Source organism: Micromonospora sp. RHAY321 (genome assembly GCF_023896955.1).
In the GTDB taxonomy this organism is placed as follows: domain Bacteria; phylum Actinomycetota; class Actinomycetes; order Mycobacteriales; family Micromonosporaceae; genus Micromonospora.
Genome location: NZ_JAMHIW010000010.1, coordinates 25,307 through 48,646, shown reverse-complemented (window position 1 = coordinate 48,646; position 23,340 = coordinate 25,307). Strand labels below are relative to the sequence as shown.

Below are 23,340 nucleotides of genomic sequence, written 5' to 3'. Positions count from 1 at the left end.
CGCCTTCGGCGGTGAGCACCCGTGGGTGTGGGTGTCCGTCTGAAGACCGACCAGGACACCGACCCCAGCACCCGCTGCGGCACCGACGCCAAGCCCTCCCCGGCGCCACTGGCGTCCCACCCGGCTCTGACAGAGCCCGGAGACCACGCGAGGCTGGAAACCTGCCGCTTGCGCAGTTACCGTCCGCCGCCCCGCCGCGACTGCCTGCGGCGCAAGGGGAGCTGGTTCGCGGTGCCCGTGTGTCGGGCGGGTCCGATTCGTGGTGCGTCGTCGGGTGGACCAGCGTCCCGAGCGGGCCGACGGCCCGGAGGTGCCGCGCGTCGCCGTCGCTGATGTCGACAAACCGGCTGACCGCCACGGATAGGTGCGGGGTAGCCGGGCGCAGCCGGGCGGATCGGGCTGAGGGAATCAGGGTCCGGGTGGTCTGGCCGGTCGGAGGCAGGTGGTGCCGTGTGGGCCAGGCTGAGATCTGACGGTAGCGCAGGATGCGCCTGCACGATTGGTCGAGATGGTCGCGCGTGCATGAGCTGAACACGAGGGAACTCCCTGAGGGATAGGAACGCCGATCCCTCCTGTCGGAGGGTGTCGGGACCTGGCGGCGACTGGTGGTCTCCGGTCCGTCTGCGGCGCTGACAGGCGCCCCGCTGGGAAACCTCGCAGCGCCGACCATGGGTGCTACCCGGCAGGGTCAGGGTTTGCTGGCCTTGCCGCGGGTGCCTCTAGCGGTGCTGCGAGCGTCCTTGCCAGAGCGGGAGTACTGCTCGACGAGGGCGTCCATGGCGCTGGTGTCTTGCACAGGCACCGACGCCGCCGCGACCTGCCGGATAGCGGTGGCTTCCCCGACCACGGGCTTGGGTGGGCGGGTGCGCATGGTGAACGCCGCGGTCTGCCGGCCGTCAGCGACGAGACGGGCGACCGCTGTGTAGGCATCCAGGTGGGCCAGGTCATGCTCGTCGAGTTCCGGCAGGGTGTGCCGGGCCAGAACGCGGGCGTCCTCCGGCGCGCAGGAGAAGTAGACCTTGTTGCGGGCGTTCGCCGACGCGGCGGCGAGCAGGTCACGCGGAAACTGCGCCAGGTCCTGGTGGGACAGGACCAGGGACAGCCGGTACTTACGGGCCTCGGCGAGCATCGAGTCGAGGCTGTTGGCGAGGGTGAGGAAGTTATGCGCCTCGTCGATGATCAACGTGGCGTCGCGCCGCTTTTCCGGGGCGATCTTCGCCCGGGCGGTGGCCGCCTGCCACACCTGCGCGAGGACGAAGGAGCCGAGCAGCTTGCTCGTGTCCTCCCCGAGGGTGCCCTTCGGGATGCGGACCAGCAGGACTCCGCCGTCGAGGACCTCGCCCATGTCGAAACTGGAATGGGGGTAGCGCATGGTGCGCTTGACGAAGTCCCGTAGGAGGAACGCCCGCAGGCGGGCGAGGACAGGTCCGATGACCTGGGAGCGCAGGGCGGGGTTGAGCTCGTCGTACCACTGCCAGAACCCGGACAGCCCGGCCGGATCCTCAAGGTCGACGGTCATCGCCGAGCGGTACTGCGCCGAGTTCAACAACGGTGGAATGTGTTGGAGGGTGACATTGGCGTGACGCAGCAGGGTCAGGCAGGCCACCCGCATCACGTCGTCCATCCGCGGCCCCCACGCCTTGGCAAAGATGTTCCCGAAGATCGACACCAGGTTGTCGACCACGAGGTCGGGGTCGTCCCCGGACAGCGGGTTGAGCGTCGGCGGGTTGGGCTGGTCCGGGTCGAACAACACCACCCGGTCGGCCACGGACACGGGAAGCCGGTCGAGGATGTCCAGGACCATGTCCCCGTGCGGGTCAATCACCACCGTGCCCCGGCCGGCGATGATGTCGTCGACGGCCATGTTGACCAGCAGCGTCGTCTTCCCGGAACCGGTCGACCCGACCACGTGCATGTGGTATCTGGCATCGAGCACTGACAGCGCCACGCCGTGGCCGCCGACCTCGGCGTCGCCGAGCGCCTTCACGCCGCGCCCACCGGTGGGCACCGCGACCGGCGCGGGCATCGGCTTCGCCCGGGCCCGGTCCAGGCCGGGCACCGCCAGGTCCTGCGGCAGCGCGGCGAGCGCGGCCAGCTCCGGAGTCGAGGTGAGGAACCCCGCTCCGAGGCGGCGACCGGCCAGGACCGCGACCGGCGACGGCATGCGAGCCCCCTGGCCGAGTCGGTTGCGGCCGGCGTAGACGGCGAAGCTGGAGGCGACCGCGGTCGCCACGGCCCGCAGGCGACCCCGCGGATCGGACCCGCTTCGCTGGCTGTCCTTCGCCACCGCGTAGCGGATGCCGGTCTGCCACAGCGGGTGTGAGGTCTTGTCCAGGATCGCCCGCACATCGCGCTGCACCCCCGGATCGCGGCCGGCCGCGGGCTGGGCACCGCGGCCCGCGCCGCCGGTGCGCCCCGGCAGGAACAGCTCGATCAGCCACAGCAACGGTGCCGCCGGATGGACCGCAGCGACGGCGGTCTTGCCGTCGCGCATCCGTCCGGCCGCCCGCCGCGCCCTGGCGGCGCGCCGCGGCGTGGCGGGGCGGGCCAGGATCTGCACGCAGGCGTGCTCGTCGGCCTTGAGCTGCGAACCGGCGGACATCAGCGCCCGCAACGGGTCGTTGTCATGGTCGGTGGCGAAGGGAAACCATTCGGCGGCGGTGGGCAGCAGGTGTCCGCCCACCGCCGAGCGCACCTGCAGCGGGATCGGCGGCGACGCGTCGTCGGTGCTCGTGGCCGCACCCTGCCACGCGGCCCGCACCGCCGCCTCCGCCGCCCCCAGCGGCACCGTGCCCGGCACCCACAGCGATATCAGCAGCCGCCGGCCGGCCCACGTGTACTGCCACACCACGTGGGGGCTGCCGTAGAGCAGGCGCCGACGCCGCGACGGGGTGAGTATGCCGGCGAGGTTGGCCCACAGGGCGGCGGCGCCGTGCGGGTCCACCTCGGGCGGCGGGGCGATCGTCACGAGGCGGGCGCCGTCGGCGTGCCGGCGGTGCCGCCACACCTCGAGCAGGTTGCGTACCGCGACGTAGACGACCACCGCGGCGGCGGCCACCGCGAGCAGCCACGGCCGCTGCACCGCCCACCCGCCGACGTCAACGATCCACCCGCCGGGCCCGGTCGGGGGTGCCACGAACTCGGCGCCCGGCCCGGAAGGGCTGGGCGCCGGCGTCGGTGCGCTCAGGATGATGGTGTCTCGGGGTCTCACAGGTGGTCCTCCTCGTCGTCGAGGTCGGCCAGGTCCACGGGCCGGGTCGTGCACAGCAGGTGCTCCCTGTCGGAGGAGATGGCTTCGAAGCTGCTGCGGTTGGTGCCGGAGATGAGCAGGCCTTGTCCAACGCGGGCGGCGAGGAGCAGCCGCCGTTCCCCGGCGGTGAGGCCGAACGCGTCGCCGGTCGCGTCGATGGCCTGGGGGGCCTGCTTGAGCAGCACCTGGGTGGCGGCGTTGGCGACCACGGCATGGCCGAGGTCGGTGCCGAGGACGTCGGCGACGTCCTGGGTGATGACGGTCAGCCCGGCGTGGCGCTTGCGGGCGGCCTTGGACATGCGGAACAGGAACCGGGCGCCTTCGCCGTCGCGCATGAGCAGCCACGCCTCGTCGACCACGACGAGCCGGCGGGTGGACAGCCGTGCCCGGCCGGGCGCGTCAACCCCCCGCCAGATGGAGTCGAGGGCGAGCAGCGTGCCGACGGTGCGCAGTTCATCGGGCAAATGCCGCAGGGACCACACGACCAGGTGCCCGTCGGGGCGGGTGGTGGTCGGCCCGTCGAACAGGTCGGAGAAGGACCCTTCCACCCAGGGGGCGAGCCGGGCGGCGAGCTGCTGCGCCGCGGTGTCGGCGTCGGCGCGCAGGGTCGCGGCGAGGTCGCGCAGCAGCGGAGCCGGCCGGTGGTGCGTGGCCGGATCGGCGGTGATGCCGGCCTGCCGGTAGACGGCCAGGATCGCCCGGTCCAACGCGGCGCGTTCAGCCGGCGGCGGCTGCTGCCCCAACAGCACCGAGATGAGGGTGTGCAGGAACAAGCCGCGGCGGGTGAGGACGTCCGGGCGGGTGTCCCCAGCCGGCAGGTCGAGCGGGTTGACCTTCACCCCCGCGACGCCGAGGCGCACGATGGCCCCGCCGACAGCGTCGGCCAGGCGCAGGTATTCGTCCTCGGGGTCGATCACGGCGATGTGCACCCCGTCGTAGAGGTTGCGCAGGATCTCCAGCTTGACGAAGTAGCTTTTCCCGGCGCCGGAGCGGGCCAGGACAACGGAGTTGTGGTTCTCCTGCGCCCACCGGTCCCACCACACGACGCCGCCGGAGTCCGGGTTGACGCCGTAGAGCACCCCGCCCTCCGCTGGCGGATCGCCGGGCAGCGGCGCCGGCAGGTCAGCGCTGGCGAGGGGGAACGCGGCGGCCAGGGCCTGGGTGTCCATGGTGCGCCGCATCTGCAGGGAGTCCGTCGCCAGGGGCAGGGTGGTGGTCCACCCGGCGAAATGCCGCCACGTCGCGGGCTGGACCTCGATCAGGGTGGACGCAGCGGCGGCCCGGACCTGCGCGCACGCCTCGAGGAGCTCAGCCTCGGTGCGGGCGTGCACGGTCAGGTACAGCCCGACCCGGAACAGCTTCGCCGCTCCCCGTGCGAGACGTTCGGCGAGATCAGCGGCGTCGTCGGCGGCGGCCTCCACATACGGGTCGGGAAGCTTGCCCCGCTCGCTATCGGCCCGTCGGCTGGACTCGAACCGGGCGCGCTGGTCGCGTAGCCGCGACGCCGCCACAGGCGCCGGCAGCGGGTCGATGTGCAGGGCCAGGTCGAGCCGGCCCGGCCAGGACAGCAGCGGCTCCAGCCAGGCGGGGCCGACCTCGGCCGGGTAGCCGGTGACCACGAGGGTGGCGGCGTAGCCGTCACCCACTCGCAGCATCCGCGGGGTGACCTCCACCGAGGCCGGGGCGACCGTCGCCGCCACACCCCCCGCGGCGCGCATCGCCAACGAGTCCGCCCGTCGTCGAGCCGTCAAGCCGGTCCAATTCATGATCGATCCCTTCGCAATGAGGTGATCCGGCTGCCGGCTACGGGGCCGCTGATGACGGTGTCGGGGCCGGCGAGGCCACCAGGCCTAGGCTGCCGGTACGGGTCCGCTGCGGCGGCGATCGCGGCGGTGACCGCCGCCCCGTCAAGCGCGCGGGTGGTGACCCCCAGCCCGGACAGGGCCCGCACGGTGTCGTCGGCGCGGCGGCGGGCGGCATTCTCCCCCCGCTCCCCGGTGCCGGTTTGGGTGACGATGAGGACCTGTCGGCGCAGCGGATCCCGCCGCTTGGCGAGCTGGTCGAGGAACCGGGCGTGGTCGGCCGCCGCGTCCACGAGGGCCGGGTGCGGGAGGCTGTCCGCCGTCTGCGCCAGCGTGCGGGCGTGGGAGTGCAGGTCGACCGGCTGCGCGGACACGACGATTTGCGTCGGCGTCGACAGGCTGTTGAGCCACCGGCCGAAGGTGTCGACCAGCGCTGCCTGCTCGTCCGGGGTTCGCAGGGCGAGGTTGACGTTGGTGGCGGCGACCATCGCGGCGCGGCTGCCGCCGAGGCGGATCTCCCCGCTGTCGTCGATCGCGTCGGCGGGCAGCGTCAACGGCGCAGGCAGCACCACCAAGTTCTTCGGGGCTTGCACCCAGTCCGGTGTCTTCGACGTCGTGTCGGTGGTCGACAGCGCTCGCGGTGCCCGCGAGTGCCGCACGGCGGCGAGCAGCCACACGTCCAGGGGCAGCCCGTCGCGGCGGCCCACGGCGATGCTGAACACCAGCCCACCCATGACGACAGCGGCGCCGAGCAGCACCGGCGCCGGCAGCAGGTCGTGTAGGGCCCGCCAGGCGCCGTAGAAGGCGAGGGCGGCGACGGCGAGGATGGCCAGCTGCCGGAACGTGAGCCCGTAGAGCACCTTGTCGGGGGCGTCGACGTCGGCGGGCATCCGCGCCCGCCCCGGCTCTGTGTCGCGGTCGCGCCCGCTCATCGGGTCACCCCTCGGATCCGGGCCAGGCCGGGTATCGACCGGGTGACCTGCTGCACCACGATCACCCGCACCGCCGCGCCGAGCATGTTCGCGCCGCCACCGCCGCTGGTGGAGACGAAGCGGCCCATCAGGGCGGGCACTCGCAGCGTGGTCCACAGCATGACCATGACCACGAACAGGTTGATCACCCCGCCCGGCTCCACCGGCAGCCCGAGCACGGGCAGCAGGTGCTCCGGGTCGGTGAGCATCCACTGCCCGGCGTAGAGGGTGAACCCCTGCACCACCGGCACCGCGAGGATGCCGGCGTAGGAGCGCCACCACAGCCGGGCGATCGGATCGGTCTGCGGCAGCGCGTGGCAGGCGAGGGCCAGGGGGGCGAACGCGGTCAGCACCAGCACGACGGCGAACCTGACGATCACACTGAACGCGGTGCTGGCGAGCAGGACCGCGATGATGGCCACGCAGACGACGAACAGCAGCACCGCGGTCTTGTCCTGCCCGACGGTGATGTGAGCCTTGATCGCTCGCAGCGCTCCGTCGCTGTCACCCTCGTCGGTGGTCAGGGCGGCGGTGAGGGCGTTGGCGAGGTCGATGAGGGTGCCGCACCACAGCTGCGAGAAGTGCGCGGCAACGAAGCCGACGATCAACCGGGGTATGAGGTCCTTGACGGTGTAGCGGGAGCCCTCGCTGCCGCCAGCGGTCATGGTGAGCACGCCGGCGGCGACGAACGCCAGGACGAACACGGTGTCCACGACGAGGACCGAACGGCCGGTCAACGCCTGCACCTGCGGCAGCGCGGTGACGTTCGGGGTGACCAGCAGCGCGCTGCTGATCACCCCGATCAGCGCGTCCAGACAGGCCAGGATCGCCGCCGCCAACCAGTCGAGGATCTGATCGAGCAGCCAACCCATTGTCAGCCTCCGACGATGCCCTGGACGATGTCCAGCAGCACCGGTGCGAGGACGGCCAGGCCGTAGCCGACCAGGGCGTTCTTCAGCGCGCCCTTGGCCTTGTCGACCTGGACGGGGTCGCCGCCGGCGGTGGCCCAGTACAGGCCGGCCAGGACGAGGAACAGGGTGGCCAGGGCGGCGAGGATGCCCATCAGCCACGTCTGCAGGTTGCCGATCACGACCGGCAGCGAGTTCGCCGCCAGGTACACCGGCTCGCCGGTGCCGGCGAACGCGGCCGTGGGCACGGCCAGGAACCCGACGATCGCGGCCGCGACGGCGGCGGCCCGTCCGGTGAAGCGGATGACGCCATGCTGGGGGAGGGCACGCAGGCGTGCCGGGACGCGGGACATGACTAGGTCACCTCCGGCCCCGCCGCCGTCACCAGGGGTGGGGCGGCGGGGCGCTAGTGGGCGGTCAAGGGGGACCGCCGTCGGGCGCGGATGACGGGACGTGCAACGAGTCGCACTGGCCTCGGGAGGAGCTCGTCCTCCCTTGCGGGTTGCGGTGTTCGATGAGGTGTCAGCGCACCAAGCACTGCGCGGCACCCGAGGCGTCCAGCTCGCGGCGCGGCCCGACGATGTCCGGGCCCGACGGCGGGCGAAACCTTCGCGTGCCCGGGCTCAGCCGGGGCGTGAAGAGTTCCGCACCCTCAAACCCGCATTTGTGTGCTCTGGCGAACACGGTCCTCGCTCACAGCGGCTCACAGCGCCGCCCAGATGACTTCCACCGCAGGTCACAGCGGGGGTTTCCGATCCGCGATGTGGAACCGGTCTCCCGGGGCAAGCCCCCTTGTGGCTTGACGCAGAGAAAAGGGCCTGCGCCGTGAGCCGCTGTGAGTGCTTGTGAGTGTCGAGGGCCTACCAGCTGACCCGTTGTCTGTCCGGGGTACGGGGCGCAGCGAAGGTCCGGGCGGTGAGGCGGACAGATCCGGTTCGACGAGGACCGAACAGCGGTGGACCCCGACACTGTGGTCGGGGTCCATCGTGGGTCAAGGATCGACCAGCCGAACGTCCTCGCCCGCGGGCGGTGTCACCGGCGAGGACGTTCACGGGGGAATGTGGCGGCACCGGCTTGACGCGGTGCTCAGCTGTGATTCAGGCGGCGAGGGCTGCCGTCGCGGGCGCCGTCAGCTTGCTTGCGGTGCGGCGGCTGGCCGTGGCGCGGCCGGTGCGGGTGGCGGCGCGGTGCTCGGCTTGACCGGCGAGCTCGCGGGCCGCCTGCTGACTGGTGACCCCGGTGAGCAGCCCGCTGGCGAGGGCGTCGGCGAGGCGGGTGTCGATGCGTCCCAGCCGCATGCGCAGCGCGTCGACGGTGATGCCGAGGCGCGCGGCGACCGGTTCGATCGCCCGCCTTCCGAGCCGGATGTCGATGTAGGGCTGCTCGTCCTCCCGGTCGAGGATGCCCAGGCCGACCGCCCGTTGGACGAGCAGGTCCGGGTGCCCGTAGGGCAGGGTGGGGGTGCGGGGACCGGTGACGTGGTCGACGTTGTCCACCGGCGTGTACTCGCCGGCCTGTTGGCGCAGGGCGTAGCCGGCCCGAAACGCCGCCCGGCACAGCGCCGCGTACGGGGCGTCGCGGGCCACGTCGACCCGGTCGCGCAGCGCGGTCAGGAAGCCGGTGAGGACCTCTGCCCCGATGTCGTCCGGGTCGCCGGCGTAGCCGGCGCACAGGTGATTGGCGTAGCGGCGCAGCGCCGGCATCGCCATCCCGACCGCGGCGATCACCCATGCAGGCCCGTCAAGGCGGGCGCGGCGCACCAGGTCCCGCCACACCTCGTCGCGCGCCATGTAGGCGCGCGGGTGCGCCAGGAGCCAGTCCCGCAGCGCCGGCAGTGTCACGACACCGCCGGGCAGGCCGGTGACACGGCCGTACATGTCAAGGTCGAGTGTCATCGGTTCGGGGTCGCAGGTCAGTGCCGCGAACGCGGCATCGGCAGCCTCCAGCGGGGAGGCAGGCCAGTCGATGTCAGAGGCGGTCATGTCACAACCCTCCACGTCAACGAAGATCGTCGAAGGCGCCATGGTGGAGTGTCGCGGCGCCGGGCAGGGGCCGATTACGACACGAGCACCTCACAAGGCCCTGACAGCGCAGGTCGCGCCGCCTCTGACATTGCCGCGTCGGCGGTGAAACCATCTCTGACACGCGATCTCCGACATCGGCCGTCATCGCTGACAGCAGTGCGTGAGGCAGCCCGTGAGCTGTAGTGGGACATCCCGACTCCGGCCCATGGCGTCGACTCTCCGCGCCCGGCGGGGGAGGTGTCCGCCGACCGATGGCGGCGACGATGACAACGCCAACGATGACACTCACAGCCGCTCACAAGCGCTCACAACGACCTGCGTCAGGCCACATTGACACGGTCGCAGGCCGCAATGTCGCACCGGTCGCCCGTGTCATCGCCGCGTCTACCGCTGTCAGGACGGGCAGGCATCGGGGCGGTGTCACCGGGGATGTCATCGGCGGCGATGTCATGACGCGGCCAGCGACGCCGCCGCCCGCACCTTGCTCGGCAGAGGCTGAGATGTCATAGGTAACCAGCTATGCCACGGGTGCGGGTGTCCCTCATGAGGTGCAGGCCGACGAAGTCCTGCTTGTCCGTCGACCTGTACGCCGACCGTCTGGCGGCGACGGAAGACCATGTCAAATGCTCTCCTCCTCGCGGTTGACCCCCAAGGCCCTGTGCGGGAGCATGCGGTGACGGGCAGTGGAGTCCGTCGATGCGATCGGTCGCGGGGGTCGGGCTCGTGGGCACAAGATGGGTGGGGGTGACGCGGGCCCGGGCAGCGACGGCGGCATTGCTCGTCTTGCTCTGCACCGCTTGCACCAGCGGGCACGAGACACCCCGACGTCCAGGTAATATCGGTGCGACGAGCGCGACGGCCAAGCCCTCCCCGTCCGCCGAAGCTGACCGGTATCAGATCCTGCGCCGACCGTGGGCCATCGCCCCTCCAACCGCCGGGGAACGCTGCCCGGTCACCCGGAACCGCGAGCAACCCGATCCGCGACTGGCTCCCCTGTGGGGGACCGGCCCGGCCAGGCCAGCCGGCCTGGCCCCAGGCGGCGTCCTCGACTACCGCGACGCGGGGAACTGGAGAGACAACACCTGGGGCGGGGCGAAGATCCTATGGGCCGTCGACCCGACGGTGACCGGCTTGGTGCTGATCCGCGGCAAGCGGCTCGATGGCCCGGACGAACTGGCCTTCGAGGATCCCGCCATACCGGAGCTACGTATCGATGCCGACAAGTACCAGGGGCTGTCCGGGGGGTGGAAGGACTATCCGAGCTTCACCCGGCTGCGGGCGCCCGGGTGCTACGTCTACCAGATCGATACGGCACAAGGTACGTCGACAATCGTCTTCACCGCCCGCGGCCCACGTGTTTAATGGGGCCGCCTCCCCGGCAGCGGCAGTCGACCATCAACTATCACCTGCCCAACGAATGTGGCGGTGTGCGTCCGCCTCGGTACAGGACCGGGCCGGAGCGAAGCTGGTGCTGGGCTCCATCACCGATGAACACCCGAACATTGGGCTGATCTGGGCCGACGGCGGATACGCCAACAGCGTCGACGCCAGCCTCATCGACTGGCCGACCAGGAACTGGGCATCCGGCTGGAGATCGTCAAACACAAAGACGACGTCAAAGGGTTCCAGGTCCTGCCGCGCCGGGGTGGTGGAAAGGTCATCTACCTGTCGTGGGGCGAGATCGATGACACCGGCACGTTCACGATGTTCCGGCGGGCCAAACTGTGGCTCGATGGTGTCGACGCCGCCACCGCGCATGCTGCGGTCGCTGCCGGCAGCCTGACGGCGAGGCCCGGGCTCACCGACGCCAAAGGACAACCTCTGCGCGCCGCCGTCCGGCCGCCGAAGGTCACCTGGTCCATCACCTAGCTTCCACGCTGGTGCCGACCATCTCCACAGCACGCCGGGACGGCGAGGTTCATCGAGTCTGTCGATGATCGGGGCAGAACAGACCGGGGCAACTCTGGTGGGACAACCGCTGGGCTGGGCCAGCTTAGCTGCGACACGCCCAACCTCACCCCTGCGCGAATCGGGGCGGTGTGAGCGGCTGTGAGTCTCTGTGAGAACGGGGGGCGTTCGTCAGAGCACACAAACACGGGTTTGAGGGTGTCAGCGCACTGCCCGCGCGGCGCGGAGCCGACACCACATGAGCGAGCACACGCCGCAGCACCACGACCCCACCCGCCCCGTCACCCCGGACCACTCCGGCGCCGACCCGACCCTGACCGACCTCGTGGCCGGCGACCCGCCGGTCCCGATCACCGTGTGGCGCACCGCCCGCACGGCCGCCGACACCGGCCGCACCATCGGCGCCCGTCTGGCCTACCGCCTCGTGGCCGCCTACAGCCGCCCCGGTGACACGGTCGTCGACTGCACCGATGACCACGCCCTCGGCGCCGCTTGCCTGGTCGGGCGGCGCCGGCACCACCCCGGCTGGTTCACCGAAGGACCGAGCTTTCTCATCGGCCCCGCAACCCGGCCGGCCGACCCGGACCCGTCGGACGAACAGGACGACAACGGTGACGTGCCGGAAATGGGCGCCTGGTTCGGTGACGACCTCACCGACCCATCCGACGGCGACCCGGCCAACGGCGCCTCACCGGAGGCAACCGGCCTGGTGGTCGCCTCCTGGCCCTTGGACGCGAACGAGGCCACGAACCGGGTGCGGCTGGCCTGTCTGCTGACGGCCTGCGCCCGGCTGCTACGCCCCGGCGGCTGCCTCGTGCTCATCGTCGCGGTCTCCGCCGGCACGATCGCCACCCCGGAGGACTTCAGCCCTCTCGCCACCGAGGCGGCAAACGTCGGACTGGGCTACCTGCAGCACATCGTCGCGGTCAGCGCCGACACCGATGCCGACGCGTTCGTCTACCACGTCACCGACGAGGAGCTCCTCGCCCTCGCCCGCGACACCTCCGGGCAGCAGTGGACGCTCACGCACCACCGCGTCCACGCCGACTTATTCGTGTTCACCACCGGGTCCGCCACCGCGCCGTCGGCGCGGCGTCGCCGGGAGAGCGGTGAGCGCCGTGGCTGAGCATCCCACCACCCACGGGCCCGACGAGCCGGCCCCGCCGGATGCCAGTGGCGGCCGGCACCTCGCCGACGGCGGCGGGCGTCGCGCCTACGAGGGTCGGCACCGCGAGGACGAGGGACAGCAGCACAGCATGGCCGGGCCCGAGGGTCTATCGGTGTGGGCGACCGCCCAGCGCACGGGACCGGTGCAACGCCGAGGCCGCTATGTGCCCGAATCGGTCAAGCACCCGGCACGGATGCTGCCCGCGATCGCCGCCCACGCCGTCACCGCTTACACGCACCCCGGGGACCTGGTGCTCGACCCGATGTGCGGCATCGGCACCACCCTGGTGGAGGCCGTTCACGCCGGCCGCGACGCCATCGGCGTGGAGTACGAGTCCCGCTGGTCGGATATCGCCGACGCCAACATCACCCACGCCCACGCTCAGGGAGCCACCGGCAGGGCAGCGGTGATACGCGGCGACGCGACCCGAATCCTGTCGCTGGTTCCCGCCGCCCTCGCCGGCCAGGTGGCGCTGGTGGTGACCTCACCGCCGTACGGGCCGACCGTCCACGGCCTCGTCCGTCCCGGCGCGGACGGGGTGGCGAAGTTCGACAACGCCTACAACGACGGCACCGACCGAGGCAACCTCGCCTACCGCGACCTCACCGGCCTCGCCGACGGCTTCGCCCAGATCTTGGCCGGCTGCCACACCCTGCTGCGCCCCGGCGGCGTCGTCGTGGTCACCGCCCGGCCGTGGCGCAAGAACGGCCAGCTGGTCGACCTGCCGTCCGCGGTGATCGGGGCGGGCATCCGCGCCGGCCTCACCCCGGTCGACCGGTGCGTCGCCCTGCTGGCCGCTGTCCGGGACGGGCAGCTCGTCGCCCGACCGTCGTTCTTCCAGCTCCAGCAGGTCCGCCGCGCCCGCACCGCGGGCACGCCGATGCACCTGATCGCCCACGAGGACGTCCTCGTGTTCACCAAGACACCGAACGCCGTGAGTTCCAGCGAACCCAAGTGCTCTCACGGCGAATCCCGGTGCCCTGGCGATCGGCGCCGTGTGGGCACAGGGGCGCCACCTGAGTGCAAGGGGCCGGCCGGGTGAGCGTCGGTGAGAAGTTCGCGGGCGTTGACCACGGCCCGCCCCGCACCCAACCCAGACAGGCCGCCACGGCAAACCGGTCCTCGCACCACCTTCGTGGATTGGCTCATGGGCCTCCCGCCGTCGTGGGTCACCGAACCCACTCTCGGACTGCCGCGCACCGCGGCACTGCGCGTGCTGGGCAACGGCGTCGTCCCCGCCCAAGCCGCAGCCGCAGCCGCACTACGAATCCCGCTCTGTCCCCACCGCCACACCTGATGACCTGCAGGGCCGCTCCGCCTCTAGCTGCAGCGGCCCGTGTCGACGCAGAAGAGGCCGGTATGCCTCCGGCACCCAGCTGCGTGCGGGGTCCTCGCAGAAACCGGGACCCCGCACGCACGGAGCCGACCGATTCCTTCACGCACCACGGCCACCGAGCCGCCTTCAGCCTGAGGAGTTCTCGTTGCCCTCCAACCGCCACGGTCCCACATCGATCCGGCTTGGCTCGTGACGCTGCTGCCACAACCGTGCCCGGTCAAGTAGCGGCAGGCTGCGGCCGTGTTGGCCGACGGTGGGAGGCCATCGATCCTCCCCAACCACATCAACCGGCAGGCCCGGCTGGCCGGCGTGCGGTGGTATCGGCGGCCTCCTTGAACACCTGGCGCAGACGCCTGATCGGTGGCACGCCTGACACGCCGGTGTCGTCCCGGTAGAGCCGGCACGCCATCCCCGGACGGCAGCCGGGTTCGGCAAACGGGTCCCGGCCGTCGATCAGGACGCTGGGTGAGCCGAGGAAGCCAAGCCGCTCGGCCTCGGCCCCGCTGGTAACCACCCGAGTGGTGATCGGCACCGTCGACAGGCCCACCTCGTCCAGCGCTCGGCGCAGCCTTAGAGCGGCAGGCCCTTCGTTCGGGCAGTCCTCGACGACCAGCAGCTGTACCTCCACCCGCCCATCGTGCCCTTCCGTCGGCGGGTCGGCCAATACTCCGGCAGCCGCGACAACCTTGGCAGGTCAGGGCATGCGGGGGTTTGATCCGACGGGGTCCCACCGCAGCGCGGTCGCTGTACACAGCTGCAGCAGGTGGTCGATTCGCCGCCGCCTCGGGCAAGTTGCGGCAGCTGATCTGGGTGACTCCCACGACCAGCGCGCCGTCCAGCAGCACCCTTAGCGTGACTGAGAGGGAATACGCGAGATGTCCGGGTACGCGGTTGAGAGTCGCCTCGGCCAGCTACCTTTCCGCGTTGCGGATCAGCGGGTTGGGCTCGTGGTGGGACGAGTGTGGGGGAGCAGGTCGCCGCGGGCGTGGTCGGGTATGTCGCGGTCGGTGTGGTCGGCGTGAAAGAGCGCCTCGGCGAGCAGAGCCTGCACGTGGACGTCCGCGGCGGAGTAGTAGACGAAGGTGCCTTCGCGGCGTCCCCGTACCAGTCCAGCGAGGCGTAACTTGGCCAGGTGCTGGCTGACGGCAGTGGGGGCGGCACCGACTAGCTCGGCGAGGCATGCCACCGACGACTCACCCTGCAGCAGGGCCCAGAGGATCTTGATGCGGGTCGGGTCTGCAAGTAGCCGGAAGCCCTCGGCTGCGAGGTGGACCTGCTCGTCGTTGGGCATCTGAAAATCCGGCAGCGACGTGTGCACCCGCCCAGCCTAGCCCTAACTCCTTGGCTGCCTTCCTAGCTGATTAAATATCTGCGAAGTCATGCAGGTAACTTGTGTGGCGTGACGCTGACGATCGACACCACCCCGGGCGCGACGTCCACCGCGCGCGTGCCTCAACGGTGGAGTGCCCGGCTGTGGTCCCTCACCGAAGTGCGGTGGGCGGCCGCTGCCACCGTGCTGTTCGCCCTAGGTGCCGTCGCGCAGCTCGCACACGCCCCGGCGCTCCTGTGGTGGACGCTGTACCTCGCCTGCTACGCGGTCGGCGGGTGGGAGCCGGCGCTGGCCGGGTTGCGGGCACTGCGCGAAAAGACTCTGGACGTGGATCTGCTGATGATCGTGGCGGCGATCGGCGCGGCCGGCATCGGGCAGGTATTCGACGGGGCGCTGCTGATCGTCATCTTCGCCACCTCCGGCGCGCTGGAGGCGTTCGCCACGGCGCGGACCGCCGACTCGGTCCGCGCGCTGCTCGACCTCGCCCCCGAACGGGCCACTCGGGTCCACGACGACGGCGCCGAGGACAGCGTCGACGCCGCGGACCTGACCGTCGATGACCTGATCCGGGTCCGCCCGGGGGAGCGTATCGGCGCCGATGCCCTCGTGGTCGACGGCGCGAGCGACGTCGACCAGGCCAGCATCACCGGCGAACCGTTGCCGGTAGCCAAGCAGCCCGGAGACGAGGTGTACGCCGGCACCGTCAACGGCGCGGGCACACTGCTCGCCCGGGTGCATCGCCCGGCCACGGAGTCAGTTGTCGCCCGCATCGTCGCCCTGGTCGAGGAGGCATCAGCGACCAAGGCCCGCACCCAGCTCTTCATTGAAAAACTGGAGCAGCGCTACTCGCTTGGCGTGGTCGTGGCAACCCTCGCCTTGTTCGCCGTCCCCTTGGCGCTCGGCGCGGCGCTGCAGCCGACGTTGCTCCGGGCGATGACCTTCATGATCGTCGCGTCACCGTGCGCGGTGGTGCTGGCGACCATGCCGCCGCTGCTGTCGGCCATCGCCCTCGCCGGCCGGCACGGCGTGCTGGTCAAGTCCGCCGTGGTCATGGAACAGCTCGCTGACACCGACATCGTGGCCTTCGACAAGACCGGCACCCTCACCGAGGGCACCCCCCGCATTGCGGAGATTCACCTCGTCCCCGGCGGCGACCACACCGAGGACACCCTGCTGCGACTGGCCGCAGCCGCCGAGCATCCCAGCGAACACCCCCTGGCAGCCGCCGTGCTCGCCGCCGCCCGTGACCGGGAACTGACCGTCCCTGCCGTCCATGACTTCGTCTCCACCCCGGGCCGAGGTGTCACCGCCACCGTCGACGGGCGACGGATACAGGTGGGCAGCCCGTCCCTGCTCGATCACCTTGCACACGACTCGCAGACGCGGGCCTTGGTCGACACCGCGCAGGCCGGGGGTCGTACTGCAGTGGTGGTGATCGTGGATGACGTGCCCGCCGGGGTGCTGGCCCTCGCCGACCGGGTCCGTCCGCAAGCCGCGGCCACGGTAACCGCATTGACCGCGCTCACCGGTGCGACGCCGGTGTTGCTCACCGGCGACAGCCCCGGCGCGGCCGGTCGCCTCGCCGCCGAGGCCGGCATCACCGATGTCTACGCGGGCCTGCTGCCCGCTGACAAGGTCGCGCGCGTACGCGCCCTGCAACGCGACGGGCGGCGAGTCCTGCTGGTCGGCGACGGCGTCAACGACGCCCCCGCCCTCGCCACCGCCGACACCGGCGTGGCCATGGGCCAGCACGGCTCGGACCTTGCGCTGCAGACCGCCGACGCGGTTCTGGTCCGCGATGACCTGCCTACCCTGCCCGCCGTCATAGCTCTGTCCCGCCGCGCCCGTCGACTGGTCACCGCCAATCTCGTCATCGCCGGCACGTTCATCACCGTGCTGGTCGCCTGGGACCTCTTCGGCCACCTGCCGCTGCCCCTCGGTGTCGCCGGGCACGAGGGCTCCACCATCATCGTCGGACTCAACGGCTTGCGGCTGCTGCACTCCCGCGCCTGGCACCGCGGCCAGAATGGCCGGTCAGCCGCAGCGCCGGACGGGAGAGGCCGGCGGCTAGGCCCTGCAGCCTGACCGTAGGCCGGGCTGCTGCGGCAACAGCACGGCAACGCCGCCCGGGGTTGATTACGCAGCCCGCCACTTCGCACAGGCGGCCGCCCTGCCGCCCAATGGGTCCGACCGCAGGAGCGCTGCTCGCCAAGGTGCAGTCCGGAGTGACCGTCGAAATTGTCGGCGCTACCGGCGGCGTCGAACCTGATTTGGTCCCTCTGCTCGCCAACGCGAAGGAACGAGTGATCCCTACCGCGACCACCGTCGGTGGCGGCATCCTGCGAGCCGTCGGCGCCGGACGAGAGACCATCGGCTACGTCAGCAACCGGGGGACACCTGCCTGCGCATGACCGTCTTCCGGTCGGACAGATCGAGGCCATCGTAAGGTAGAACAACTCCGATGGGATGTCATCTCCCTTCCGTTTGGCTGCTTCGGCGCGCACCGATACGCCGATACCAGGGGACCGCGACGATCATGACCACCAGTCCGACGGCAGCGCCGAGGCCAAGGCCGGTCAGCAGCGACATCGACGACTTCTTTTCGTCGGGGGTGACCAGGCGGCCGACGGAAGCATTCGGAGAGAGAGCGAAGCCCCAGTCGAGCAGGGCTATCGCCTCCCCCAGACTCCCCAACGGCGCGGTCTCCGCCCCGAGCAAGGTCACCGCGAGCCGTCGACCGTTGCGTTCGGCCACACCGACGTACGTCTGCCGGGCCAGTTGGGTGAAGCCGGTCTTCCCGCCCAGCATTCCCTGGTACCGGTCGAGCAGGGTGTTGTCGTTGTCGATCTCCAAGGCCGGCGTTCCCGGTTGTGCCGGTACCGTCGCCACCCTGGTTTGCATGTATCGCCGGAAGTCCTCCCGGGCGAAGGTGGTGCGCGCGATGAGTGCGAGGTCATACGCGCTTGTGTACTGATCGGGGCCGTCCAGGCCCGACGGCGTCGCCGCGTGGGTCTGATTCGCGCGCAGCCGACGCGCTTCGGCGTTCATTGCGTCGACTCCGCCCTGCCTACCGGCGCCGCCTCCGCCAACGCGGGCCAGCACGTTGGCCGCGTCGTTTCCCGACCTGAGCAAGAGCCCCAGCCACAGGCTCTCGACCGAATACCTGCCGCCCTCGACCACACCCATCAACGAACTGCCCGGATCGAGATCCTGCAGATCCTCCCGCTTCACCTCGACGACCTCCGCTGGGTCGAGGCGGGGCATCAAGGCGGCCACCAGGAGCAGCTTCTGAACGCTGGCTGGCGTTCGGCGCTCGTGCGGGCCACAGCCGCCGAGGACCTCACCACTGTTGAGATCCGCCACGAGCCACGAGGTGGCGGTCACGCCCGGCGGCGTCGGTACGTCTGGAGGGCTGGCCAAGCCGGATGTGGCCAGCGCATCCCCTCCGACTTTCCGCTCGGCGGCATCAACAGGTGGTGGAGACGGTGTGTCTGGCGGTTGCATCGGCGGCTCAACGGCCGGGCATGGGACGGCCGCCGCGGCTGCCGCCCGCATTGGTGGCATGACCGCCGCGGCGGGCACCACCAAAGCGGCACTCAACGTCATCGCTGCCACGCGCCAGGTAGTCACGTAAATGCACGGTAATCGTCATCAGAGTGCGTGCGGTCAAGTTTGCGAAAGTGATCCCGACGGCAGTGAGAATTGCTGCAGTCGCAGCCGGAGAATGGGCCTTTGGTCTAACTCATGTCCGATCACAGGACAATTCTGCTGGCAGGGTCACCCCGGCTGGTATATCCCGTCACAGGCGTTCGCAGTCGGTTACACCCTCTTGCTCGCCCGCCGATCTGGGCATCCTATTGCGGCGTCATCGCGGCGGCCAGTCCGATTGATGTCATCCTGGCGCTCCCTGCCCTGCCTGGCGCCGCGCTAGGAGGAAGACGCAGCTTATAGGTGGGACGAACCCGGCCCGGGGTTCGAGCGCGAAGGGTGGCCGGGCTGGGCGAAAAACGCCGGCACCATCGTCCTGCAAGACCAAGGCGGGCATAGGAGGACAGTAAGTTCATTCTTCATCCACGAGGCGACTTCGGGGAAATGCTGCCCATTGCCGGGCACCTGAATCTTCCGAAAATCGGTCTACTATCGCCGGCTCGTAGAGAGAATGTGGCGAAGGGAAGTCATAACTGGGGGGACGCATCATGGAGTTGAGGCAGCGACTGACACTGTTGGCGGTAACCATCGCAGCCACACCGTTGGTCCTCGGCGGGTGCACCACCGAGCGTAAGTCGGGTGCCGGATCGGCCCCGGGGCGGGCAGCGCCGCCGGAGTTGACCGTCACACCTTCCGACGGTACGCGGGAAGTGCCGATCAGTGCCGAGGTGGGGACGGCCGTGAAGGGTGGGCGGATCAGCGCTGTACGGATCAGCGACGACAAGGGGACGCAGATCAAGGCGGAGCCTCGGGAGGACAGGTTGGCCTGGGTTCCGAGCAGGCCGTTGCAGCCCCGGCGTACCTATACCGCCGAGGTCACCGCGACCGGCGATTCCGGGCAGATCACCACCCGGAAGACGACCTTCACGACGATGCCGAAACCCACCAAACCGACGATCACCAGCACGCTCTACTTCACTGGCAATCGGATCTACGGCACGGCCATGCCGGTAACCGTCGCGTTCGATCCGCCCATCGCCAAGGAAGCCCGAGCGGATGTGCAGCGCCGCCTGTTCGTGAAGACGAATCCCCCTCAGCCGGGTGCCTGGTCCTGGGTGGAGGATGGCAGTCAGGTCTACTACAGGGCCCCCGATTTCTGGCGACCAGGCACCACGATCGACGTCCGGACCGGCCTGGAGGGCTTGCCCATCGGTAAAGACCGAGTCGGCGACGCGGACCGAAGCGCCACCTCCAAGATCGGCCGGCAGGTGTCCCTGGAAGTCGACAACGCCACCAAGCAGATGTCGGTCATGCAGGACGGCAAGCTGATTCGCAAGATCCCGGTCAGCCTCGGCAAGCCGAGCACGCCGACGTCCAGCGGCAAGATGGTGATCATGGAGAAGCACCAGTACGCGACGTTCGATACCCGGGGCGAACCGAACGGGGGCTACGTGGTCGACGTTGAGGATGCCCAGCGGCTCACCTGGGGCGGTGAGTTCATTCACGGGGCGCCGTGGTCCGAGGGGGACCAGGGGAAAACCAACGTGTCGCACGGCTGCACCAACGTCTCCGCTGCCGCGGCCGACTGGCTGATGGGCGTCACCCAGGTCGGAGACCTGGTCACCTTTAAGGGCACCGAGGTGCAATTGCAGCCGGGCAACGGCTGGACGGCCTGGAACGTCAGCTGGGACGAGTTCGTCAAGGGCAGCGCACTGCCCGTGCCCGCAGGGCTCCAGCCGGCCCCGGCGCAGGTGCCGCACCCGGGCGCCGTGGCTGGTGGATCGCCGGCCCCGGCCCCGTCCGTCACCGGCGACTGATCCGGTCCTGTCCTACACGCGGGCCGGATCGTCGGTGGCGAGCCGGCCCCCTTGTCTCTCGTCATGCGAGGACGTCCACTCCATAAGAGCCGTGACGGGGGCCGTGTTACGGCATGGGAATGCGGACGTGGTCCCTGTGGTCGGACGGGCCACTGTAGGGCTTTGAGCCCGCAGCCGGAAACCAGATCTGCCGGTACCAGGTGGCCTGCCGCGTTAGTGCCGTGACACACCCTGTCGCAATCAGGGGGCAGGCAGTCTCGGAAGGCCGGCGACGGTGGCGGATGCCAGGAAGGGCAGCTCTAGGGGATTGCGGTGGGGGTCTTGTCGGTCGAGGCCGACGCAGCGAGCATCCGTGCGAACAATTGGGCCGTACGGGGGCCGGCCATGCCGCTCGCGCTGAACTGGCGGGTGGTGCCGTCGGTGCATTCGACGGTCACGGTGACTCGACCGTCGAGGGCGTCACTGCGGGCGAAGGTGACGTGAGCGGCACTCAGGCTTCCTGCGGATCGACGCTCGGCGCGCCAGATAAGAGCTCCTGCTACGGCGGTACCAATAGCGCCGGCGACGGCGACAGTCACGGTGGCGCCACTCAGCCACAGGCCAACCCGTCCATCGACGGCCCGCGTAACGCCGTTGGCGACCGTCGCAAGGCCCATCCCGACCAATACCGACCCGGCGGACCAACGCAGCAGACGTCGCCACCGCGACGCGGTCAAGGTGATAACGACTGTCCTGTCGATCAGGCGCAGGCTGACGGTCTGGCCCGAGTCCACGGTAACGGGGAACACCTTCACCCCGATACGGTATGTCATCACCTGTGACGGTCACTCGGTTGCGACGCTATTGTGGCGGTATGCCAGCTTGGTTCAGACCGCAGTGGCTGCTCGGCCACATAGTCGTCGCTGTGGTCGCGGTGGCGTGCCTGCATCTGGGCTGGTGGCAGTGGCAGCACGCGCAGCTGGGCAACGGTGCCAGTTACGGTTACGCGGCGCAGTGGCCGCTGTTCGCTGCCTTCGGGGTGTTCTTCTGGACCCGCGTGGTGCGAGAGCGCGTGAACCGCGCTGCCCGCCCGCCTGCGGCGGATTCCTTGCAGGTCACAGTGGCCGTCGGGCCTTCCTGGTCGTTTCATCGCGGGGAAACAGAGGCAGGCCCGGTGGCGCGACTAGCGCCGACCGCCGACGTCGCGCAGCAGGACGAGGACGACTGGGACGTCGCCGCGTACATGCACAGACTGCGGTGGCTCAACGTCGACTCGCGCCGGCGCCTGTCGGACTATCCCGGCTTCGACGGCCACTGACCCCGGCCGCGCGATGTCGGTGGCGGGCCGGTCTTGGCGGACAGCCGTCGGTGCCAGGTTGGCGACGCTGCCGGGCACCGCGCCGTCGCATACGAGCACCGGCACCGGTCCCGTCAGTGCGTCCGACGCGAGTCGGAGCGTCGTTCGGGTTGGAGTCCGGCAGTGCCCATCGAAGCCATCTGGTGAGCTGGGGAACCGCGCCGGACCGGGACGCCTGCGTGGCCGCTGCCCCTTCAAACTCGTAGTAGCTGTCGCCAGCTTGATTTAAGAGGCGGTGGCCTGGGCATTGGGGTGCCGATTGGCTCAACGGCAAGGAGAACCGGCAATGTCTGGTCCCTAAAGGCCAGCCCCATATCGCCCGAAAGGCTGAGTTAGTGGATCAACCTAGAGACCTCGGCATCCTGCCCCGTTTCGTGCTGACTTCTGCCCTCTAGCGATCGAGGGGTGATTTGCCGGTCTGGCGTGGCTTCTTCCCGGGTCCCCCGGAGCGGCCCTGAGACTCCCGTTGTGGCACGGCAAAGTGTGAGCACGGCCACTCGATCACCGTGGGTAACGGCACGTGCGCCTGTCTAGCCTCGTCGAATGCGTAACGACGGCAACCTCGACGACCCGCGCGGCCTCGGCGGCCCGGCTGTCCGTTCGGACGATAGCCCCCCAGCCAATCAGCCAGCCAGTGTCTCCCGGCGCTGGCTCCCCGCCGGGTCCCTGCGTACCCGCCTCAGCCACTTCAGTAACCCCTTTGCCGCCCGACGCGGTCGGACCCGGATGGCGGTGGCCACCGGTGCCGTGTGCTGCCTCGGCCTGGCCGGTGTCGCTGTCATTGGTGCAAGCCCGGCCGGCGAGTCCTTCACCCCCGACCAGCGAGCGGAGATCGCCCAGCGGGCGGAAGCGGACGCCGCCTCCCGTGGGCGGGGCCGAGAGTCCGCCGCCCCCGTCACCGAAAGCCCCACCGCGGAAAGCCGCGAAAGCTCCGCTTTGCCGACGGCCAAGCCCACCCCCAAGGCGAAGGCGACGTCGAAGCCGAAGCCGAAGCGAGTCGTTCCGGTCGCGGGGCTGGACCAGGCCCAGATGAACAACGCGAAGATGATCGTGCGTGCCGGCGAGGAGATGGATGTGCCGCGCCGAGCGTTGGTGATCGCGGTGGCCACGGCGATGCAGGAGAGCAACCTTTACAACTACGCCAGCGGAGTGCTGCCCGAGTCGCAGAACTACCCACACCAGGCCATCGGCTGGGACCACGACTCCGTCGGGCTCTTCCAGCAGCGGCCCAGCACCGGCTGGGGTGCGGTGGGGGATCTCATGAAGCCGGAGTATGCGACCCGGCAGTTCCTTAGCGCACTGCTGGCGATTCCGGGTTGGCAGGACCTCCCGCTGACCGTCGCGGCCCAGTCCGTGCAGGTGTCGGCGTTCGGGTGGCTCTACGCCCAGCACGAGTGGCGTGCCAACCAGGTGGTGAACGCCATCCTCGCCTGACCGCGGCTGCTGACGCCGGGCTCCTCAACGCACAGGGAACGTGTTGTCGGGGAACGTTTGCGTCGCTATCGATTTCGGCGGTTGCGGGCCGTGAAGTCCGGTAGGCGAGCGTGGCGATCCCAGCCTCAGCGGTAAGCGATGTGACTGGGCCGAACCAGCGCACCGGGTGGTCAATGGTCACCGTCTGGTCGGGCAAGACGATCATGCTGTCCTTGCGGACACCGCCGCCGACAACGGCGAGGGTGTGTCCGTGCAGGTGCATGGGTGGAACCTAATGTCGGTCGCCACGATCGTGGTGGCGCTCAACGCTCAGCTGCTGCGGCGGGTCCGCCTGACCCCGCTGCCTCGAAAAGGACGTGACGGCGGCCCAGCCTGGGCCGCCGTGACACTCTTCAGACCATCCATGAA

General features: G+C 70.2%; 19 protein-coding genes. 9 read left to right on the top strand and 10 right to left on the bottom strand.

All coding sequences use genetic code 11. The features are described from left to right. Nucleotides 1–688: 688 nt before the first annotated feature. The 6 genes from M8C17_RS20880 to M8C17_RS20855 form a co-directional block, all read right to left on the bottom strand. Nucleotides 689–3,193, bottom strand: coding sequence for a type IV secretory system conjugative DNA transfer family protein (locus M8C17_RS20880; RefSeq protein WP_374558809.1), 2,505 nt, complete (start codon nt 3,191–3,193; stop codon nt 689–691). Between the two features lie 14 nt (nt 3,194–3,207). Next, the gene (locus tag M8C17_RS20875) at nt 3,208–4,968 is read right to left on the bottom strand and encodes a VirB4 family type IV secretion system protein (protein ID WP_252418330.1); all 1,761 of its coding nucleotides are present in this window, start codon (nt 4,966–4,968) and stop codon (nt 3,208–3,210) included. 44 nt (nt 4,969–5,012) lie between these two features. Further along, a complete protein-coding gene (locus M8C17_RS20870) occupies nt 5,013–5,984 on the bottom strand; it encodes a PrgI family protein (protein WP_252418203.1) in 972 nt (323 codons plus the stop codon). Further along, nucleotides 5,981–6,895 (bottom strand): conjugal transfer protein TrbL family protein, encoded by a 915-nt coding sequence (locus M8C17_RS20865; RefSeq protein WP_252418202.1) that lies wholly within the window; start codon nt 6,893–6,895, stop codon nt 5,981–5,983. Before M8C17_RS20865 ends, M8C17_RS20870 begins: the two co-directional genes overlap by 4 nt. A gap of 2 nt (nt 6,896–6,897) precedes the next feature. Next, entirely contained in the window at nt 6,898–7,284 is a 387-nt protein-coding gene (locus tag M8C17_RS20860; RefSeq protein WP_252418201.1) for a pilin, read from the bottom strand. 744 nt (nt 7,285–8,028) lie between these two features. Further along, on the bottom strand, nt 8,029–8,913 hold the full coding sequence (locus M8C17_RS20855) for a hypothetical protein (protein WP_252418200.1): 885 nt from the start codon (nt 8,911–8,913) through the stop codon (nt 8,029–8,031). Between the two features lie 1,173 nt (nt 8,914–10,086). Here M8C17_RS20855 and M8C17_RS20850 point away from each other — a divergent pair. The 4 genes from M8C17_RS20850 to M8C17_RS20835 all read left to right on the top strand — a co-directional run bounded on the left by M8C17_RS20850 (nt 10,087) and on the right by M8C17_RS20835 (nt 13,073). After that, nucleotides 10,087–10,317: a hypothetical protein gene (locus tag M8C17_RS20850; protein ID WP_252418199.1), complete on the top strand. Its 231-nt coding sequence runs from the start codon at nt 10,087–10,089 to the stop codon at nt 10,315–10,317. A gap of 150 nt (nt 10,318–10,467) precedes the next feature. Beyond that, nucleotides 10,468–10,824: a DUF5990 family protein gene (locus M8C17_RS20845; protein WP_374558807.1), complete on the top strand. Its 357-nt coding sequence runs from the start codon at nt 10,468–10,470 to the stop codon at nt 10,822–10,824. A 277-nt stretch (nt 10,825–11,101) separates the two neighbouring features. Then, nucleotides 11,102–11,989 carry a hypothetical protein gene (locus tag M8C17_RS20840; RefSeq protein WP_252418198.1) on the top strand — a complete coding sequence of 296 codons (888 nt, stop codon included), beginning with the start codon at nt 11,102–11,104 and terminating at the stop codon, nt 11,987–11,989. Next, nucleotides 11,973–13,073: a TRM11 family methyltransferase gene (locus M8C17_RS20835; protein ID WP_252418197.1), complete on the top strand. Its 1,101-nt coding sequence runs from the start codon at nt 11,973–11,975 to the stop codon at nt 13,071–13,073. The genes M8C17_RS20840 and M8C17_RS20835 overlap by 17 nt, the downstream gene beginning before the upstream one ends. Nucleotides 13,074–13,650: 577 nt before the next feature. On the opposite strand, the gene M8C17_RS20830 is transcribed toward M8C17_RS20835, so the two are convergent. Continuing rightward, nucleotides 13,651–13,995: a hypothetical protein gene (locus tag M8C17_RS20830; RefSeq protein ID WP_252418196.1), complete on the bottom strand. Its 345-nt coding sequence runs from the start codon at nt 13,993–13,995 to the stop codon at nt 13,651–13,653. 303 nt (nt 13,996–14,298) lie between these two features. Next, nucleotides 14,299–14,658: a metalloregulator ArsR/SmtB family transcription factor gene (locus tag M8C17_RS20825; RefSeq protein ID WP_256483074.1), complete on the bottom strand. Its 360-nt coding sequence runs from the start codon at nt 14,656–14,658 to the stop codon at nt 14,299–14,301. Nucleotides 14,659–14,766: 108 nt separating this feature from the next. On the opposite strand from M8C17_RS20825, the gene M8C17_RS20820 reads away from it, so the two are divergent. Together M8C17_RS20820 and M8C17_RS20815 are read left to right on the top strand one after the other, a co-directional pair. Continuing rightward, nucleotides 14,767–16,782 (top strand): heavy metal translocating P-type ATPase, encoded by a 2,016-nt coding sequence (locus M8C17_RS20820; protein ID WP_374558759.1) that lies wholly within the window; start codon nt 14,767–14,769, stop codon nt 16,780–16,782. Between the two features lie 140 nt (nt 16,783–16,922). Beyond that, nucleotides 16,923–17,108: a hypothetical protein gene (locus M8C17_RS20815; protein ID WP_252418194.1), complete on the top strand. Its 186-nt coding sequence runs from the start codon at nt 16,923–16,925 to the stop codon at nt 17,106–17,108. Between the two features lie 58 nt (nt 17,109–17,166). On the opposite strand, the gene M8C17_RS20810 is transcribed toward M8C17_RS20815, so the two are convergent. Beyond that, nucleotides 17,167–18,327, bottom strand: a complete 1,161-nt coding sequence (locus tag M8C17_RS20810) for a D-alanyl-D-alanine carboxypeptidase family protein (protein WP_374558757.1) — start codon at nt 18,325–18,327, stop codon at nt 17,167–17,169. Nucleotides 18,328–18,893: 566 nt separating this feature from the next. Between M8C17_RS20810 and M8C17_RS20805 the strand changes: the two genes are divergently transcribed. Continuing rightward, nucleotides 18,894–20,162, top strand: coding sequence for an Ig-like domain-containing protein (locus M8C17_RS20805; protein WP_252418193.1), 1,269 nt, complete (start codon nt 18,894–18,896; stop codon nt 20,160–20,162). A gap of 299 nt (nt 20,163–20,461) precedes the next feature. Here M8C17_RS20805 and M8C17_RS20800 read toward each other — a convergent pair whose 3' ends face one another. Continuing rightward, nucleotides 20,462–20,956: a hypothetical protein gene (locus M8C17_RS20800; protein ID WP_252418192.1), complete on the bottom strand. Its 495-nt coding sequence runs from the start codon at nt 20,954–20,956 to the stop codon at nt 20,462–20,464. A gap of 59 nt (nt 20,957–21,015) precedes the next feature. Here M8C17_RS20800 and M8C17_RS20795 point away from each other — a divergent pair, with 59 nt between their 5' ends. Next, the gene (locus tag M8C17_RS20795; RefSeq protein ID WP_252418191.1) at nt 21,016–21,459 is read left to right on the top strand and encodes a hypothetical protein; all 444 of its coding nucleotides are present in this window, start codon (nt 21,016–21,018) and stop codon (nt 21,457–21,459) included. A gap of 1,068 nt (nt 21,460–22,527) precedes the next feature. Further along, entirely contained in the window at nt 22,528–22,932 is a 405-nt protein-coding gene (locus M8C17_RS20790; protein WP_252418190.1) for a hypothetical protein, read from the top strand. Nucleotides 22,933–23,340 lie beyond the last annotated feature (408 nt).